At 52.1% G+C, this 17,173-nt stretch carries 14 protein-coding genes; 3 read left to right on the top strand and 11 right to left on the bottom strand.

Going from position 1 to position 17,173, the window contains the following annotated elements; genetic code table 11:
* Positions 1-321: 321 nt before the first annotated feature.
* The 5 genes from J4G78_RS00390 to J4G78_RS00370 form a co-directional block, all read right to left on the bottom strand.
* Positions 322-1,938 carry a long-chain fatty acid--CoA ligase gene (locus tag J4G78_RS00390; RefSeq protein ID WP_207987928.1) on the bottom strand — a complete coding sequence of 539 codons (1,617 nt, stop codon included), beginning with the start codon at positions 1,936-1,938 and terminating at the stop codon, positions 322-324.
* Between the two features lie 46 nt (positions 1,939-1,984).
* Entirely contained in the window at positions 1,985-5,494 is a 3,510-nt protein-coding gene (gene dnaE / locus J4G78_RS00385) for a DNA polymerase III subunit alpha (RefSeq protein WP_207987927.1), read from the bottom strand.
* 95 nt (positions 5,495-5,589) lie between these two features.
* Entirely contained in the window at positions 5,590-6,063 is a 474-nt protein-coding gene (locus J4G78_RS00380) for a glutathione peroxidase (RefSeq protein ID WP_207987926.1), read from the bottom strand.
* A 101-nt stretch (positions 6,064-6,164) separates the two neighbouring features.
* Complete coding sequence (locus tag J4G78_RS00375; RefSeq protein ID WP_207987925.1) at positions 6,165-6,848, bottom strand: ABC transporter ATP-binding protein; 684 nt, start codon at positions 6,846-6,848, stop codon at positions 6,165-6,167.
* Positions 6,841-8,091, bottom strand: coding sequence for a lipoprotein-releasing ABC transporter permease subunit (locus J4G78_RS00370; protein ID WP_207987924.1), 1,251 nt, complete (start codon positions 8,089-8,091; stop codon positions 6,841-6,843). Before J4G78_RS00370 ends, J4G78_RS00375 begins: the two co-directional genes overlap by 8 nt.
* 480 nt (positions 8,092-8,571) lie before the next feature.
* Here J4G78_RS00370 and J4G78_RS00365 point away from each other — a divergent pair, with 480 nt between their 5' ends.
* On the top strand, positions 8,572-9,051 hold the full coding sequence (locus J4G78_RS00365; protein WP_207987923.1) for an Hsp20 family protein: 480 nt from the start codon (positions 8,572-8,574) through the stop codon (positions 9,049-9,051).
* Between the two features lie 294 nt (positions 9,052-9,345).
* On the opposite strand, the gene J4G78_RS00360 is transcribed toward J4G78_RS00365, so the two are convergent.
* From J4G78_RS00360 to J4G78_RS00345, 4 genes are all read right to left on the bottom strand, one after another.
* A complete protein-coding gene (locus tag J4G78_RS00360) occupies positions 9,346-10,032 on the bottom strand; it encodes a Crp/Fnr family transcriptional regulator (RefSeq protein ID WP_243457166.1) in 687 nt (228 codons plus the stop codon).
* Positions 10,033-10,138: 106 nt separating this feature from the next.
* Positions 10,139-11,770 (bottom strand): CTP synthase, encoded by a 1,632-nt coding sequence (pyrG, locus tag J4G78_RS00355; protein ID WP_207987921.1) that lies wholly within the window; start codon positions 11,768-11,770, stop codon positions 10,139-10,141.
* A gap of 117 nt (positions 11,771-11,887) precedes the next feature.
* Positions 11,888-12,295, bottom strand: coding sequence for a preprotein translocase subunit SecG (secG, locus tag J4G78_RS00350; RefSeq protein ID WP_207987920.1), 408 nt, complete (start codon positions 12,293-12,295; stop codon positions 11,888-11,890).
* Positions 12,296-12,837: 542 nt separating this feature from the next.
* Positions 12,838-14,592: an alpha/beta fold hydrolase gene (locus J4G78_RS00345; RefSeq protein WP_207987919.1), complete on the bottom strand. Its 1,755-nt coding sequence runs from the start codon at positions 14,590-14,592 to the stop codon at positions 12,838-12,840.
* Between the two features lie 241 nt (positions 14,593-14,833).
* Between J4G78_RS00345 and J4G78_RS00340 the strand changes: the two genes are divergently transcribed.
* Both J4G78_RS00340 and J4G78_RS00335 read left to right on the top strand, forming a co-directional pair.
* Positions 14,834-15,679, top strand: coding sequence for a hypothetical protein (locus tag J4G78_RS00340; protein WP_207987918.1), 846 nt, complete (start codon positions 14,834-14,836; stop codon positions 15,677-15,679).
* Between the two features lie 35 nt (positions 15,680-15,714).
* Complete coding sequence (locus J4G78_RS00335) at positions 15,715-16,023, top strand: hypothetical protein (RefSeq protein WP_207987917.1); 309 nt, start codon at positions 15,715-15,717, stop codon at positions 16,021-16,023.
* Positions 16,024-16,097: 74 nt separating this feature from the next.
* Here the strand turns inward: J4G78_RS00335 and J4G78_RS00330 are convergent, their stop codons facing one another.
* The gene (locus J4G78_RS00330; RefSeq protein ID WP_243457165.1) at positions 16,098-16,313 is read right to left on the bottom strand and encodes a DUF2805 domain-containing protein; all 216 of its coding nucleotides are present in this window, start codon (positions 16,311-16,313) and stop codon (positions 16,098-16,100) included.
* Entirely contained in the window at positions 16,313-17,059 is a 747-nt protein-coding gene (gene tpiA, locus J4G78_RS00325; RefSeq protein ID WP_207987916.1) for a triose-phosphate isomerase, read from the bottom strand. Before tpiA ends, J4G78_RS00330 begins: the two co-directional genes overlap by 1 nt.
* Positions 17,060-17,173: the final 114 nt, after the last annotated feature.

The following is a 17,173-nucleotide window of genomic DNA, read 5'->3' as shown; positions in this document are numbered from 1 at the left end:
AGATCCCAGCTTGCGCTGGGATGACGGGGGGGATGGGGGTGTGAATGGTGTGAACTTTGGAAGGGAGTCTTTATTTATTCCCTCAAGCGCCGGGCGCGGGCATCCGCCCGCTTGGCTTTCCTCGCATAAGCTCGGGCGCGCGGTCGCGCTTGCCTCCGCTTCGCGTCGGATTGGTACAGATCTCGAGGTCATACAACCGAGCGCAGCGAAGGCAAGGCCGACCGGCCGCCGCGCCTTATTGGCGCGTAGCCAAGGGCCCGGATGGGCCCGCCCGGCGCCTGAGGTGAAATAAAAAATCCCCCCCGCCCGGCGCCTGAGGGCTTATAAAGAATCCACCTCCGCTAAGCTTTTCAGCTTATAATCCTTATACTCATCGCGAAGCGCGCGTTTCAGGATTTTGCCGGTTGCGGTATGCGGCAATTCGTCGATGAATTTCACCTCGTCTGGCAGCCACCATTTGGCGACCTTGTCGGTCAGATAAGCGATCACATCTTCTTGTGTCACCTCGGCGTCCGGTTTCTTGACGACCAGCAACAACGGCCGTTCATCCCATTTCGGGTGATAGACGCCGACTGCCGCCGCTTCCGCTACGCCCGGACAGCCTACGGCGGCGTTTTCCAGTTCGATCGAACTGATCCACTCGCCGCCTGACTTGATCACATCTTTGGCCCGGTCGGTGATCTGCATTGTCCCATCGGGGTGCAGTACCGCGACGTCACCAGTGTCGAACCACAGGTCATCCTCGACCGCTTCTTCATCGGCACGGTAATAGCGCTTGATGATCCAGGGGCCCCGAATTTCCAGGGTTCCGCTCGACTCGCCATCGCGCGGCAGGACATTGCCATCGTCATCCACAACCCTGAGTTCGACACCAAAGGGAGGCCGCCCCTGTTTGCAGATCACGTCGACCTGCTCGTCAAAGCTCAGATCATCCCAGTTGGCGGGAAGCGAGCCTGCCGTGCCAATGGGCGAGGTTTCCGTCATGCCCCAGGCATGGGCCACGCGCATGCCGTTTTTCATCAACCGCTCAATCATCGATCGCGGACAGGCCGAACCGCCGATAGTAATAACCTGCAGCTTGCCATAATCGCCGCCATTGGCGTCCATATCGGCAAACATCGACAGCCAGACCGTCGGCACACCGGCGCTATGGGTGACGCCTTCTTCGCGGATCAGTTTCCACAGGACCGGCGCTTCGTTGCTCGCCGAAAAGACCATCTTCGCGCCGACTGCCGCACAGGCAAAAGGCAGCCCCCAGGCATTGGCATGGAACATCGGTACAATGGGCAGCATCACAGAACGGGTCGCAAGATCCATGATATCCGGCTGCACCTCGGTCAGGGCATGCAGGACATTGGAGCGATGTTCATAAAGCACGCCTTTGGGATTGCCGGTGGTACCGCTGGTGTAACACAGACCGCAAGGATCATTTTCGTCCACATCGACCCAGTCAAAATTGCCGTCTTCGGCATCAACGAGCTCACGGAAGACGGGATAGTCGCCCTTTTCTCCGTCAAACTGGATATAATGCTCGACTGTCTTCAGCTGCGGTTTAAGCATTTCGATGATCGGGGTGAACATCTTGTCGAACAGCAGCACCCGGTCTTCGGCATGGTTGATGATATAGACCAACTGTTCTTCAAACAGGCGCGGGTTCACGGTGTGCAGAATGCCGCCAATGCCCGCAGAGCCATACCAGCTGATCAAATGATGGGCATGGTTCATCGCGATAGTCGCGATCCGGTCCCCCTTTTTCATGCCAAGCCGTTGCAGTGCCTGCGAAAATTTTCGCGCATTCTGACCAATTTCGCCCCAATTGGTGCGGGTGAGCGAGCCATCCGCCCAATAGCTGACAATTTCCCGCGTGCTATGTTCCCGCGCCGCGTGATCAATCAAATTGGTGATTTTGAGCGCACTGCCCTGCATAGCTCCAGCCATTTATCTCTCCGTATATTTTGTTTGGCTGTTTTTCGACTGAAATGGCTCAGCTTACAAGTCTTAAATTGGGCCTCCGATGTCGGACTGGTCGAGAGCCGGTAGCAGGGCCCAGACGGATATTTTCAAGCCCCGCAATATGACTGAGCGTCTCTGCAACCTGCGCATCAAGCTGAAAGGAACGACCGAGGCAAATATGAGCAACTTCGCCGTCAAAACTAGGCACCGTGGCAATGAGTTCGCTCTTGCCGCCAGCGAGAGGTGCCAGGAAATTCTTCAGCTCGTGCAGGCTGTCCAGATTGCGCACATCCAGCTCCATCCTTGTACGGGTGGTCTTTTCCAGACCATCCATCGCCTGTGCCCGCCGGATCGCGACACGCGGGCTTTCGTCGTCGGAACGCTGATCGAGTTCCACGTTCAGCAAGGCACAGCTGCCTTCCTTGGCCATATCCGCCAGCAATTCGCATTGCTCTTCCTCAAAGCAGCTGCCGGAAAACTGCCCGCTGCTGTCCGACAGGTCGACCAGTACGAACCGCTTGCCACGTTTGCTCTCTCGCCAGCGCACACCTTCGACCAGCGCCGCCATGACCGCTGGCTTGCGTTGTCCCTCGGCGATCGGACCCTCTTCACACAAGGCTGCATAGGTCATCGCCCCATGAGAGGACGTCACAGCCTGAAATTGTGTGACCGGATGGGATGCGAAGTAGAAACCATAAGCATCGCGCTCACGCAACATGATCTCGCTGAGGTTCCAATTGCTATTTGCCGGCAGGCGAATGGCTTGCATATCGCCAGCGCCGCCTTCGCCAAAAAGACCGCCCTGCCCGCTGGTCCTTGCCTCTGCCGCGCTATTGGCGACAGACAGCAACATGTCCGCCCCTTCATAAACGGCCGCACGATTGGGTTCCATTTCGTCAAACGCGCCGGCAGCAGAAAGACTTTCAATCTGCCTTTTGTTCATTCCGGACGGATCAACCCGGTTGGCAAAGTCATCCATCGATTGGAACGGCCCGCTTTCAGCCCGCTCGGCGACCAGCGACTGCATCGCCTTTTCCCCGACATTTTTCAGCCCCGCCAAAGCATAACGCACGGCAAGCAGCGATCCCTCCTGCTCTTCAACCGCGAACGACGGTCGGCTTTTGTTGATCGAAGGCGGCAATATCGTCACGCCAAGCCGCTTGATGTCATCGACAAAAATGCTGAGCTTGTCGCTCTGATGCATGTCAAAGCACATCGAGGCGGCATAAAATTCATGCGGATAATGGGCTTTGAGCCAGGCCGTCTGATAAGCCAGCAAGGCGTAAGCGGCCGCGTGGCTTTTGTTGAAGCCATAGCCGGCGAACTTGTCGATCAGGTCAAACAATTCGTTCGCTTGCGGTCCCTCCACGCCGTTCTTGGCAGCGCCCTCGACGAAGATACTGCGCTGCGCATCCATTTCCGACTGGATCTTCTTGCCCATCGCGCGACGCAACATATCGGCTTCACCAAGCGAGTAACCCGCAATCACCTGCGCGGCCTGCATCACCTGTTCCTGATAAACGATGATGCCGTAGGTTTCTTTCAGGATGTCTTCGAGCAGCGGATGCGGATAAGCGAGTTCCGCGCGCCCGTTCTTGCGATCTCCGAAGAGCGGGATATTGTCCATCGGGCCAGGGCGGTAGAGCGAAACGAGGGCGATAATATCGCCAAAATTCGTGGGTTTCACTGCGGCCAGCGTCCGCCGCATACCTTCGGATTCGAGCTGGAAAACACCAACGGTATCGCCTCTTTGCAGCAATTCAAACACTGCTGCATCATCCCAAGCAAGCGTGTCGAGATCGACTTCGATATTGCGTTCAGCGAGCAACTCCACGGCCTTCTTCAGAACAGAAAGCGTTTTCAAACCCAGAAAATCGAACTTCACCAGACCGGCTTGCTCAACAAATTTCATGTCAAATTGGGTGACCGGCAAATCCGACCGTGGATCGCGATAAAGCGGGACGAGCTGGTCGAGCGGCCTGTCCCCGATGACCACACCGGCAGCATGGGTCGAACTATGGCGCGGCAGGCCTTCCAGTTTCATCGCAAGGTCAAACAGGCGTTTCACATCAGCCTGCTTATAGTCCTGCGCCAGCTCGGAAATACCGTTCAGCGCCCTTTTCAGGTCCCATGGATCGGTCGGGTGGTTGGGTACCAGCTTGGTCAGGCGGTCCACTTGACCATAAGGCATCTGCAAAACACGGCCGACGTCACGCAGAACCGCTCGCGCTTTGAGCTTACCGAACGTAATGATCTGGGCGACCTGCCCTGTGCCATATTTCTCCTGCACATAGCGGATCACTTCGCCGCGACGGGTTTCGCAGAAATCGATGTCGAAGTCTGGCATCGACACACGTTCCGGGTTCAAGAAACGTTCAAACAGCAGACCCAGTTTGATCGGATCAAGATCGGTAATCGTCAGCGCCCAAGCCACTACCGAGCCCGCGCCAGAACCGCGCCCCGGACCGACCGGTATATCCTGATCCTTTGCCCATTTGATAAAGTCCGCAACGATCAGAAAATAGCCCGGGAAACCCATATTAACGATCACATTGATTTCAAAATCAAGCCGGTCAAAATAGTCCTGCCGCTCTGCCCCTTCAATATCACCAACATGGGCCAGGCGTTCCTCAAGCCCAGCGGTTGCATCGCGGCGCAACTGTTCAGCCTCGCCAGCCAGATCGCCGGCCAGACTCGGCAAAATGGGATCTCGGCGTGGTGGTGAGTAAGCACAGCGTTTTGCCACCACCAGCGTGTTTTCAAGCGCTTCAGGCAGGTCGGAGAATAAATCCTCCATAACCATGGCGCTCTTGATCCACAGATGCGGCGATGGTTTGTCGCGGTCATCATTTTCCACATAAGCGGACCCGGCAATGCATTTCATGGCATCATGGGCTTCATGAAAATCCGGCTCGGCAAAACAACTGGGGTTGGTCGCAACGAGAGGAATATTCCGATCCATCGCCAGTGCGATCAGGCCCGCTTCCGCTACCATTTCAACCGGATCATCACGGCGGGACAGCTCGATATACAGCCGATCAGGAAAATATTGCTGAAGCTGCGTCAAATAGGCCTCTGCCTCCGACTGCTGCTCTTCTGCAAGCAAACGGGTTACGGCCCCTTCACCGCCACCGGTCAGCGCCAAAAGGCCGGCATTATGCTGCTCAAGCATCTCAAGCGGAATATGCGCATCTAGCTCCGCCGGGCGTTCCAGATGAGAGGCGGACACCAGTCTGCAGAGATTTTGATAGCCGTCTTCATTCTGCGCATAAAGCGCAATCCAGTCCATTGCCGGCTTGTCGCTTCCGCTGGGGCCGGGTCTGGCGACCCTTAAAAAACAGCCGGTTATCGGTTGAACACCGTTGGCTCTGCAACCGTCGTCAAACGCCATCGACGCAAACAGGCCGATGCGGTCCGTTAATGCTATCGCCGGAAACCCGCGCTCTTTGGCAACAGCGCCTATCGCCTTCGGCTCCATCGCGCCATCCAAGATGGTGTAAGCTGAAAAAGAGCGCAGATGGACAAAGGGAATCTGAGACATTGTTGAACTCTAGCGTGAACCCAAAGTTTTGACTACGATCAGATTAGATCAACGCAAGCTATCGACCAGTTTTCCACAACTAGTTGAGAATTTTGCTAAAGCAGCGCTTCAATCTCACTCTTTAGCTGATCAGGCTTTACCGCTGGCCCGTGCCGAGCAACGACATTTCCCTCCCGATCAACAAGAAATTTGGTGAAATTCCATTTGATTCGCGATCCAAGCAGTCCTGATTTTTCAGACTTCAGATATTTCCACAATGGGTCCGCGTCATTGCCGTTAACATCCACTTTGCCCATTAACGGAAAGCTGACATCATAGTTTAATGTACAGAAATTTTTAATCTCTTCGGCATCACCTGGCTCTTGATTGCCAAATTGATTGCATGGAAAGGCTAATATTTCCAAGCCCTTATCAGCATATTCTTGATGAAGCTTTTCCAGTCCTTCATATTGCGGCGTAAACCCGCATTTTGATGCCGTGTTCACGATCAAAAGCACCTTGCCTTTATATTTCGATAAATCCGACATAGACCCATCGGCCTGTTTAATTTCAAATTCTGCAATTTGCATAGATGCACCCCATTCTTTGCAATTTCATTCCCCCGATCATGTGTTCAAATCAATACTCGCTGGCAAAATGTCAAAGCCTATCTGGCTTCGTTTTGAAAACGCTAGCTTAATATTCCATCATGCAGCCTGACCACACGGTCCATCTTCGCCGCCAGCCTTTCATTATGGGTAGCAATTAATGCCGCACTTCCTTCTTCGCGCACTAGCGCCATGAGTTCAGCCAACACAATATCGGCTGTGGTTTCATCGAGATTGCCTGTAGGCTCGTCGGCCAATACCAGTTTCGGGGCGTTTGCCAGAGCTCTGGCAACCGCAACACGCTGTTGTTCGCCTCCTGACAACTTACTCGGTTTATGGTCCAACCGCTCGCCAAGCCCCAGACTGCAAAGCAGGGATTCAGCCCGCTCTTCAGCATCTTTTTGAGAAGTTCCTGCAATGAGTTGCGGCATCACTACATTTTCTTCTGCTGAAAAATCGGGGAGCAAATGGTGAAATTGATATACAAAACCAAGCAATTCCCGGCGAATGCGGGTATGTCCACTGGCTGACATCTGCGCCGTTTCTTCGCCATCAAGCTTGATGGAACCATCAAAACCGCCCTCAAGAAGACCAACCGCTTGCAACAACGTTGATTTACCTGACCCGGATGGCCCTAACAACGCTACGATTTCATTGGATCTTATGTCCAGATCGACGCCTCTTAATACATCGATTTGAACGTCGCCTTGCTTAAAACTCCGCTTTACGTCCCTTAGCTCGACGACCTTATTTCCGAGATCATTCATAGCGCAGCACCTGCACAGGATCTGTGCTTGCGGCCTTAAACGCCGGGTACAAGGTTGCCAGGAAGCTGAACAGAAGTGCCAGCATGGCTATTCCAAACACTTCCATGGGATCAGTTCTAGCCGGTAATTCGGTTAAGAAACGTATTGAGGGATCCCAAAGGTTCTGCCCTGTAATCGTCTGCACAAAGTTGATCACATTCTGCCTGAAATAAATCGCGATCAGGCCTAATAATATGCCTGCCGCTATCCCCAATGCTCCAATTGATGTCCCAACCGTCACAAATATTCTTGTCAACGAGGCCCGTGATGCGCCCATCGTCCGCAATATCGCTATGTCCCGCGTTTTGGCGCGAACCAGCATGATGAGCGACGACAGGATATTAAATACCGCGACCAATATTATGATCGACAAGATGACAAACATCACGACGCGCTCGACCTGCAGAGTCTCAAACAGGGAGGCATTCATGGACTTCCAATCTGTTATTTCCGCACGTCCATCGATTTTCGGGTATAATGGCGCAATTATCTGTTGCACATTTTGGGCGTCATTGGTCTGTATTTCGATCATTCCAATCTGATCACCCAACAGCATCAATGTCTGAGCATCCTCCATCGGCATGATAACAAAGGCCTTGTCGTAATCATATACTCCCACTTCAAATATGGCCGCCACCTCGTATGAAATCTCGCGAGGAACGGTCCCAAAAGGTGTAGATCGCCCTTGTGGATTCATTAGGGTAACCCGGCTTCCCAGCTGGGCTCCAAGCGTTTGTGCAAGCCTACTGCCAATCGCAACACGATCACTACCAGGTGCCAATGCACCGAGATCGCCAGCAACGGTTTTTCCATCCAGTGTGTCATTGCTCAATATGTCTTGAGTCAGCATCCCGCGAACCAATACGGCCTCCACGCGGCCATTATATATTCCGGCCAAAGGCATCTCGATTAAAGGCGATGCTGAGACCACCCCTTCAGTTTCACGAGTCTCCTCGAGCAAATCGCGCCAATCAGGCAACCGCCCGCCATAGCCCTGGATCACGGCATGGCCGTTCAACCCAACAATCTTGTCGAATAACTCAGCCCGAAAGCCGTTCATTACGCTCATGACAACAATAAGGGCAGCAACACCAAGCATAACGGCCACCAGACTGATGCTGGCGACCAGAAAAATAAAGCCTTCCCCTTTACCCGGTAAAAGATAGCGTTTTGCGATGACCCATTCATAACGGGATAGAAGCATAGGAGTTTGATCTTCCTGAAAAACTATTGTGGCTTTACGGTCGCGAAGCGGCGCAGGCAAGAGTGATGCTGGTTAAAATGCTGTTGCTATTATGACACAAGCCTGAACCAATATTGCACATTTGTGAAAATTTGCATGACAATAGCGGCCATGACGATCACACATAGTGACAGAATCAATCACCGCTTACAGGTCATGGTTCAGGGATCCTTTCTGGTTCCGCCGAATGTTGGGGGACAAACGGCGTTGAATAAGACAGGAAAACAGGGGGACGATATTATCGTCACCATTTTCGCCCGGAGTCAGAAATGGCTCCGGGCGTTTTTGTTTCGGGTCAGTTTTTGTCACGAAAAACCCTCTTGAAATCCAAAAAACCGATAATATCTTGATAAGGCAAGGTGCCTGTTTGGATCTTGCAATACAGAACCGGACGCCATTTTTTGGGTCCATAATTTTAATTGCTCAAACGAGGATAAAGATATGAACCGTTTTGATTTTACCCCCTATCGCCGCTCAACCGTTGGTTTTGACCGGCTATTTGATTTGCTCGAGAATAATGCTCGTGCGCAACAGTCTGAAAATTATCCCCCATTTAACATCGAACGCAGCGGCGATGATCATTACCGCATTACCCTTGCAGTTGCGGGTTTCAAAGATGATGAAATTGAAATAACCGCACAACAGAATCTGCTGTTAGTCGCTGGGAACAAAGGCAGTGACGAGAATGAAGGCAAGCAATTCCTGCATATGGGAATAGCAAATCGGAACTTCGAACGTCGTTTCGAACTTGCTGATTTCGTCCGTGTCGATAACGCTGCGCTCAGCGATGGTTTGCTCATCATCGATCTGGTGCGCGAAATCCCTGATGCGATGAAGCCACAAAAAATTTCTATAAACGGCGATAATAATGTCACCAAAATCGCCGATAAACGGAAAAAGTCAGAAGACAAAGCAGCGTAAATCAACGCCACCGTCTTTTAACCGAAATGAGGGCAGCCAATTTTTTGGCTGCCCTTTTTTATGCAAATTCGCAATTCGCACAAGACGATAGGCGCCTATTGAGCTTCCGCCGATATTCAAAGATGAGAAAGAGCAGCATGTCGCCTATCACAGCAGCAGATTTGTAGGAAAGCCGGATCTCTTGGAAAACGGGCAAAAAAAATGGGGCAGCCGGATGAGGATCCGACTGCCCCTGACACCCGCGTGGTGTCACTCTTGACGAAATTAGCCCGGGTCGCAAATGGCCAACTTCGTTCAAGAATCCGCATTGGCAATATTGGAAAGCGTGGCGTGATTTAATATCCGCACTTTCCCGCTTTCAACCGATACAATGTCCTCTTCTGACCAGGTTGAAAGTTGCCGATTAATATGTTCGCGCGACATCCCGGCAAAATTGCCAAGTTCGCTTTGACTTAAATCCAGTTTTAAACGTCCCTCTTCTGCACCGACCACTGATAATCTCAATAGGTAACGCGCCAGCCGCGGTCCTGAGGTATATGCCCGGTCTCCCTCAATCATGGTATTAGCCGTTCTGATACGGTTTGCCATGACCTTAAGTAGCCGTAATGCCATATTTTTGTGCTTTTTCAAAATTTCTTCAAAAGCTGTCCGCGTGATGGTCAGTGCGGTTGTCGGTTCAATCGCCGTGACACTGGCGGTTCTTTCGCCACCGTCAAGCAAAGCAATTTCCCCCAAAACCTGCCCAGGCTCGGCATAATCGAGGATGATTTCATGACCGTTGCTGGCAATCATGCTGGTCCGCGCATTGCCCGATAATAATATCAGTAATGAGTTCCCAGGATCGCCTTGCATGATCAATTCATCCCCTTTTTCATATTGCACGAAATGCCCGCGCAATATCAAATCCGCTAATTCTGCTTCGTCACAATCAGCGAACAAACTATGCTCTGCCAATATGCCTGCAAGTTCTTCGGCTTTCACTAAACTTGTCCCATCCCAAATCGCTTGCATCTGTTAACCGGTTGATAACCAATTCTCATTGCTTGGATGTGACAATAGTCACTTGGTGTAAAAAGGATTGGATAAATTAGACAAGTCGGCTTTGTTTTAGCGCTGCAGCGATAAAAGAAGCAAAAAGAGGATGTGGATCAAAGGGTTTGCTCTTTAGTTCCGGATGATATTGGACACCGACAAACCAGCTGTGATCGGGCCGTTCGACAATCTCGGGAAGCTCGCCATCTGGCGACATTCCTGAAAATATAAGCCCGGTTTGCTCCAGCTGTTCCACATAGCCTTTATTGACTTCATAACGATGGCGATGGCGCTCGCTAATAACATCAGAGTCATAAATTTCGCTCACCTTGGAGCCATGCTGCAGGCGCGCCTCATAGGCCCCAAGGCGCATTGTTCCGCCTAAATCTCCGCCCGACTCGCGTTTTTGCAGGCCTTCTTCGGTCATCCACTCGGTAATCAGTCCGACAATAGGCTCCGCTGTTTCACCAAATTCGGTTGTTGAGGCCGCATTAATACCAGCCTGATTCCGCGCCGCTTCCACACAAGCCATTTGCATACCCAGGCAAATACCGAAAAATGGCACATCATGTTCCCTGGCGAATCGTACCGATCCAATTTTGCCTTCGCTCCCGCGTTCTCCAAAACCGCCGGGTACCAGAATCGCATCGAGTGGCTCAAGATTAGCCACCAAATCGCTTTCATCTTCAAAAAGCTCGGCATCAAGCCAACGGACTTGTACTTTCACCCGATTCGCAAGACCGCCATGGAATAACGCCTCTTGCAGCGACTTGTAGGCATCTTGCAGACCGACATATTTGCCAACGACACCAACAATGACCTCACCTTCCGGGTTTTCTATCCGTTCCATCACGTCAGTCCAGCGAGTCAGGTCGGGTTCTGGTGCGTTGATGATACCAAAGGCGTTCAGCACTTCGCGGTCCAACCCCTCTTCATGATATTGCAGCGGCACGTTATAGATGCTGCTGGCATCCAGTGCCGGGATCACGGCTTCTTTGCGGACATTACAGAATTGCGCAATTTTGGCGCGTTCGCCATCCGGCAGATCATGTTCACAGCGACAAAGCAATATATCCGGCTGAATACCCAGAGATGTCAGTTCGCGTACGCTATGTTGAGTCGGTTTGGTCTTCAGCTCACCCGCCGCCGCGATATAGGGCACCAGCGTGACGTGAACCGAAATCGCGTTGGCGCGGCCAACCTTGTTGCGCAGTTGCCGAATCGCTTCGATAAACGGCAGGCTTTCAATATCGCCCACCGTGCCGCCAATTTCGCAGAGCACAAAATCGATTCCGTCGAGTTTATCCTGTGCAAATTCCTGGATCGCATCCGTCACATGGGGAATTACCTGAACCGTGGCACCGAGATAATCGCCGCGGCGTTCCTTGGTGATAATCGACTGATAGATTCGCCCAGAGGTAACGTTATCCGACTGGAGCGATGGGACGCCGGTAAACCGCTCATAATGTCCCAGGTCCAGATCGGTCTCTGCGCCATCGTCAGTCACATAGACCTCACCGTGCTGGTAAGGCGACATGGTACCCGGATCGACGTTCAGATAAGGGTCCAGCTTCCTGATACGCACCGAATATCCGCGCGCTTGCAAAAGCGCGCCGAGGCTCGCTGCCATGAGACCTTTGCCAAGTGAGGAGACCACACCGCCGGTTATAAAAATATATCGCGCCATGGGAGGAAAGGCTTAAGGCGTGTCGGGCCGAAATGGCAAGCGTGCGAATCCGAAAAAGCGAAATTTATTTTCAATCGGTACCAAATTTTACCTGCCGTCTAATCCGGCAATCAAATGTTACTGATCGAGCGGAACGGCTCCGTCGGCAGCAGCTGGTGCTTCGTCAGCCGATCCTTCCGCCTGTGCCGCGGCGGCAGCCAATGGATCATCGCCAACCAAAGGCACTGCATCATTTGGCTGCGCTGGCGCTACGGGAATGTTCGTATCGCGCTCCAGCGTCTGGTCGATTGTTGAAGGTTGACCTTCCGAAGCGGCTAAAAAAGCCAAAGAAATAGACAAAATAACGAACAATACAGCCAATACGGTCGTTGTCCGGGTCAGCAAATCGGCTGCACCACGCGCAGACATCATGCCAGATGGACTGCCGCCAACACCCAGTCCGCCGCCTTCTGACCGTTGCATCAATATAACGCCGACAAGAGCGGCCGCGACAATCGCCTGAACAACGGTGAGAAATAGAAACATGACTAGGTCCGAACGTAATGGTTTAACTGTGAGCAGCGCACATAGCGATTGGGTCGCGCGAGTTCAAGCGGTGAAAACATGATGTGGCTCCGCTTATACAGAGATCAAACTAACCCCTGCAAGGCACACCACTCCATAGCTGTGGCCTTTTCCAAAGTTCACACAAATCACGCACCCTGTCCTGCCCGCCGCTGCCGAAGCAAAGTTCACACAAATCACAGGGTGCTTTTCCCTCTACCCCAGCGTTGGGCTAACGCGATTGAAGCGGGAGCGCTGCACCCAAAGTTCACACAGATCACAGCCCTTTTCTTCATCCGCCCGACGATAGATAGTTTTCCAAAGTTCACATCATTCTCACCGACCTATTATAGCCCTAAACCATTGATTTAATTGTTTTTACTCAGTATTTCTCGTGATTGTTATTGATAAGACTCTACCTTAAGATCAGGGCTGTTCTCTATAACCATGGAACCTGGTGTAGGAAAGACACCTGCCGACAAAATCCGGAGATGGCAAACAACGAGACCCTCTTAATGCTGAGCCTAGCTGCCCGCTAAATCTGCCACCGGCTTAAATACCACATCCGGGCTTTGATATAGTAGCAGGTGTGCGGTATCTTGCACGACTTCGACATCAAAATTATCCCGACCAGCCGCGAAATCCTGCATCACCTCGGGCGTATAGTGAAGATTATGTTGCCCAACCAGGTTGTGAACCGGGCATAGCCTGTCATCGATCAGATATTGCCATTCGCCACTGGCCAGAGCCAATTCATTGGTAAAGCCATCATAGCCTTGCCTTGTTGTCTTCTGGAAAGCCTGCCGAAACTGCGTGCGAATATCTTCTCGTTCAATTGTGCGCTGGTCGTGGTCGTTGTCGCCCAGAAACGCGTGGAGATATTCATGATCATAGCCGGAATCGACCTTTGCGAGCGCACCATGAACCACAAACCGACCGATTTTGGGAAAATGGCGCATAAGATATAAGCGCAGCCGTTCTGCCCGATCAACTTTGGCAAGATGCGGACCAGGTTCCATCGGTACAATGCCGTTGATATTGACGACACCTGTGATGCGGTTAGCAAGGTATTTAGCGATGGCATAAGCGAACATTGCACCAGTGATATGGCCAATCACGGGACAGGATTTTATGCCAAGCGCGTCCAGCAATGCTCTTATGTCTTCGGCGTAGCGCGCAAAGCTGTCGGATCCCGCGGGACCATCCATTCCGCTATTGGCAAGCCCAGGCCGCCAAACCATGATCAGACGTAATCCATACCGGGAAAGCGCGCGATGCATATCATCTGTCACCGTCATGCCGCCCAGTAAAGCTGGAAAAAACAGCACCGGCTGCCCACTTGTTGCGCCCACCAATTCATAATCCAGAACCCGATTATCCGAGCGCAACAAAACATGGCACCCGACACGATCGTCGGTTTCTGGCAGTTCGCCTTTCGCGCCCCCCTGCCCTTTGACGTTAAATTTTGAAAACCCGGAATAAAGACAAGCCAATTCGGTCTGCGATCGCAGATTGAGTTTAGCCAAAAGAGACTTGGCCTGATGACGTACCGTGCCGATTGAACGGCCACGCTTAATGGCCAGATCATTTAGCGAGAGTCCGGTAACAACCGCCTTGGTAATTTCCAGCTCTACGGGTGTGAGATTGAGCAATGTCTGGAACTGCATTCCGATATCGGGGAACCAGCTTATGTGAATGGCGGAAATATGGCCAATCGCTTTACCGTCGGAATCATGCACTTTGGTCAGGGCAACTTTGACCATCTCCTCTCCGTCAGCGCTTTCCATTCCGAAAATGCTGATGACCTTGTTCAACTCAAACCGTTCCAGTGACTGCAAATTGGACAAGAGGGTTTTGAAATGGCCGCGCTCGAAAAGACCCTCATCGGGACATTTTCCCGTGTGAAGCCTGAACATCTCCTCAGCGGCGCTATTGGCGTAAACAATCCGGCCGTCTGCATCGATTAAAGCGGAGGGACGGCTGTCTGCATCAATCATTTTCATCGAATATTTGGCACTGTCGGAGGGGCGGCCCTGCATATCCATCAGCGACTGAGCATTTTCAAAATGAGGCACCAGAGGTTCAAATACCGATCGGATAGTATCTTCGTCGAAATCTGATCCGTCGGACCCGTCGGCGCTATCCTTTGCTTTGTCTAAGGCCTGGTCCAACCGCGTTCCCAAAAGATCGAACATTTCTCGATAGCGATAGGGACCGATGGCCAGCGAATAGGCTAGCTTTACAATATCTTCGTCACGCCCGGCGATTTCGCGATCCACTGAAACTTCGCTCCCGACTTAATCAAACTCCGCTTGCAACAAGCATTTTTCATCGACGCTGATAACGTGTCTTTTCGGGCAAGCAATTGCAAAAAACGAACGGGATGCGTTCGTCCCGCCGCCTCTTGTGACCTGGATCACAGAAGCAGAGCCAATTCATTCGTGCGCTTATCCCATATGGCATATTCTCCTATGGCCCAAATCCAGACATTTGCTCTCTCGACAACAAGGGAGATTACCAATGTCACTCAAAAATACTATGTACCTACTTGCAGGCGTTGCCGTTCTATCCACCGGGCATATGGCCGAAGCGCGTGATCCATTTGGCGGATTGAAAAGCGCCGTCAAGAAAGTGAAAAAGGAAAAGAAAAGGGTCGACGATGCTGTCGAGGTTATTGATCGAGTAACCGGAACCTCATCAAGCGGCTTTTCCAACCGGGGCAGCACCAGCAATAGCCCGCGCACAGCCAAGCGGACACCAACCCGTACCGATTATAAAATGGGTATGCCTTCGGCCAATCTGACATCGCAGACCAAATGTACCGGCCTTGCTTTATCCGATGTTACCATAGGTAACCTTGGCGAATATACCTTCCAACAAGGCTTCAGCAAAGAAAAGCGTACGGGCTTCATCAATCGAAAGCCCGGAAAAGTCAGCAAAAGCTGTATCATCACACCCGGCCTGCAATCCGGCGAAGTCGTCTATTTCGAGGTCAATCGCGCACAGTATAAAGCGCTCGACAAAGGCAATGATTTTGAATGGCAGTGCGTACGGTCCGACAACCCGGGTGCCGGCGTTACCGATTATTGGACGTGGAACAGCGACCAGTATCTTGGCGATTCCCACATGAAATTGCATTGTGGCAATGATCAGGGCGTCACCAATTGCGCGACCGGAAGCAATTCGTCTCGCGCGTCCGCCTATTCCGCCGATATCAAAAAGCGCGGCAAATATGGCATCAGCTTTCTGGCCCGCACCACCGGCAAATTCCGCGGACCGACCGAGAAACTTTACTGCCAATATTACAATAAACGTACCGGCCAAAGTCTGGTCGGCTTTGAATATATGAGCGCTTCCGGCCGTTAGTCATCAAATTTCAAAACCAGTATAAGGAAATATCTATGAAAACATTTACCATGATAGCCGCGGCGGCAATTGCGACATCCGGGCTTTACGCGCCACTGGCTTTTGCCCAATCGAGCAGCACCAGCGTGACCAAAGACGGCAGCTGTCCAACCGGCTTCAAAGCCTCCGGTGGCAACTGTAAATCAAGCTCCGGAAAAGTGGCCATAGCCAAAATCGGTTCTTGCCCAACCGGCTTCAAATCTTCGAGCAATTATTGCGTCGGTGACAAAGGCGACTATGCCGAAGTGAAAAGCGGCAGCTGTCCGGGCGGTCTAAAAGCATCCGGAAAATATTGCATAAAATAGCAGAATACTGGCGATTCCGCGCATTGAACCGCGCGGAATCGCTTTTTCCGTTTGATGCTTTTCAAATCCCGAATTCACTTATACACGGCCCGGCGGTCACGAAAATCACGCACACGTTTGCGCCAGGCCCGGTAACTACCGGTTTTCAAATTAGACCGCATAATTGCTTTCACTTCGTCGGGACTGACGCCGTGAAGCTTGCGAATGGTTTCAAACGGCACATGATCACTCAGTGCCATTTCAATAATTTCGCTGACAATATCCTCGGGCAGATCCGGCGCTTTTGCCACTAGCTTGCCGCGGCCGCCTCGATAATCGGTCCAAATTTTTCGGCTGTCAGGCTTGCGCCGCCAACCAGGCCGCCATCAACATTAGGCACAGCCAATAATGCAGCCGCGTTGCCGCCGTTCATTGAACCGCCATATAAAATGCGCACGGCATCGGCACCGTCACCCATTAACTTACCCAATTTATTGCGAATGGCAGCATGCATTTCTTCCACATCGGATGTTTCAGGCACCCGGCCTGTCCCGATTGCCCAAACCGGTTCATAAGCAATGGTCAGCCAGTCCGCACTGGGTTCCTCAGGGAACGATCCTTCCAACTGACCGCAAACCACTTCCACCGCTTTCCCGTCATCGCGTTCCGCTTCGGTCTCACCGACACAGATAATGGCTCCCAACCCGGCCGCATGGACGGCTTCAGCCTTTGCTTTGACATCGGCATCGGTTTCATGCTGATCCGCGCGGCGTTCACTGTGGCCCAATATGCTCAAAAGCGCGCCGGTTTCGCGGATCATATCAGCCGACAGGCAGCCTGTATGCGCGCCATTTGCGGCTGAGTGACAATCCTGAGCGCCAATCATGAAATCAGGGACTTTTTCGGCCGCCGGTGCAATCAAGGTAGTGGGCGGGCAGATTGCAACATCGATATCTTTATGCTCGCTTGCGATGGCAGCAATGTCACCAATGTCAGACAACTGGTCATGCAAACCATTCATCTTCCAGTTACCGACGATAAATTTCCGATTGGCCATGATAACTCCCATCCCGTTTTTTGTTGCATCCAAGCGCTAACAAATTCTGTTGCAACTGCCAAATGGCTTTCGATAATCAACGGGCGATAATGAATGATCCCCTTTTGCTTGAAC

This window comes from Parasphingorhabdus cellanae, assembly GCF_017498565.1.
Taxonomy (GTDB): domain Bacteria; phylum Pseudomonadota; class Alphaproteobacteria; order Sphingomonadales; family Sphingomonadaceae; genus Parasphingorhabdus; species Parasphingorhabdus cellanae.
Note: the sequence above shows the minus strand (reverse complement) of the source record. Positions and strands in the feature narration are given on the sequence as shown.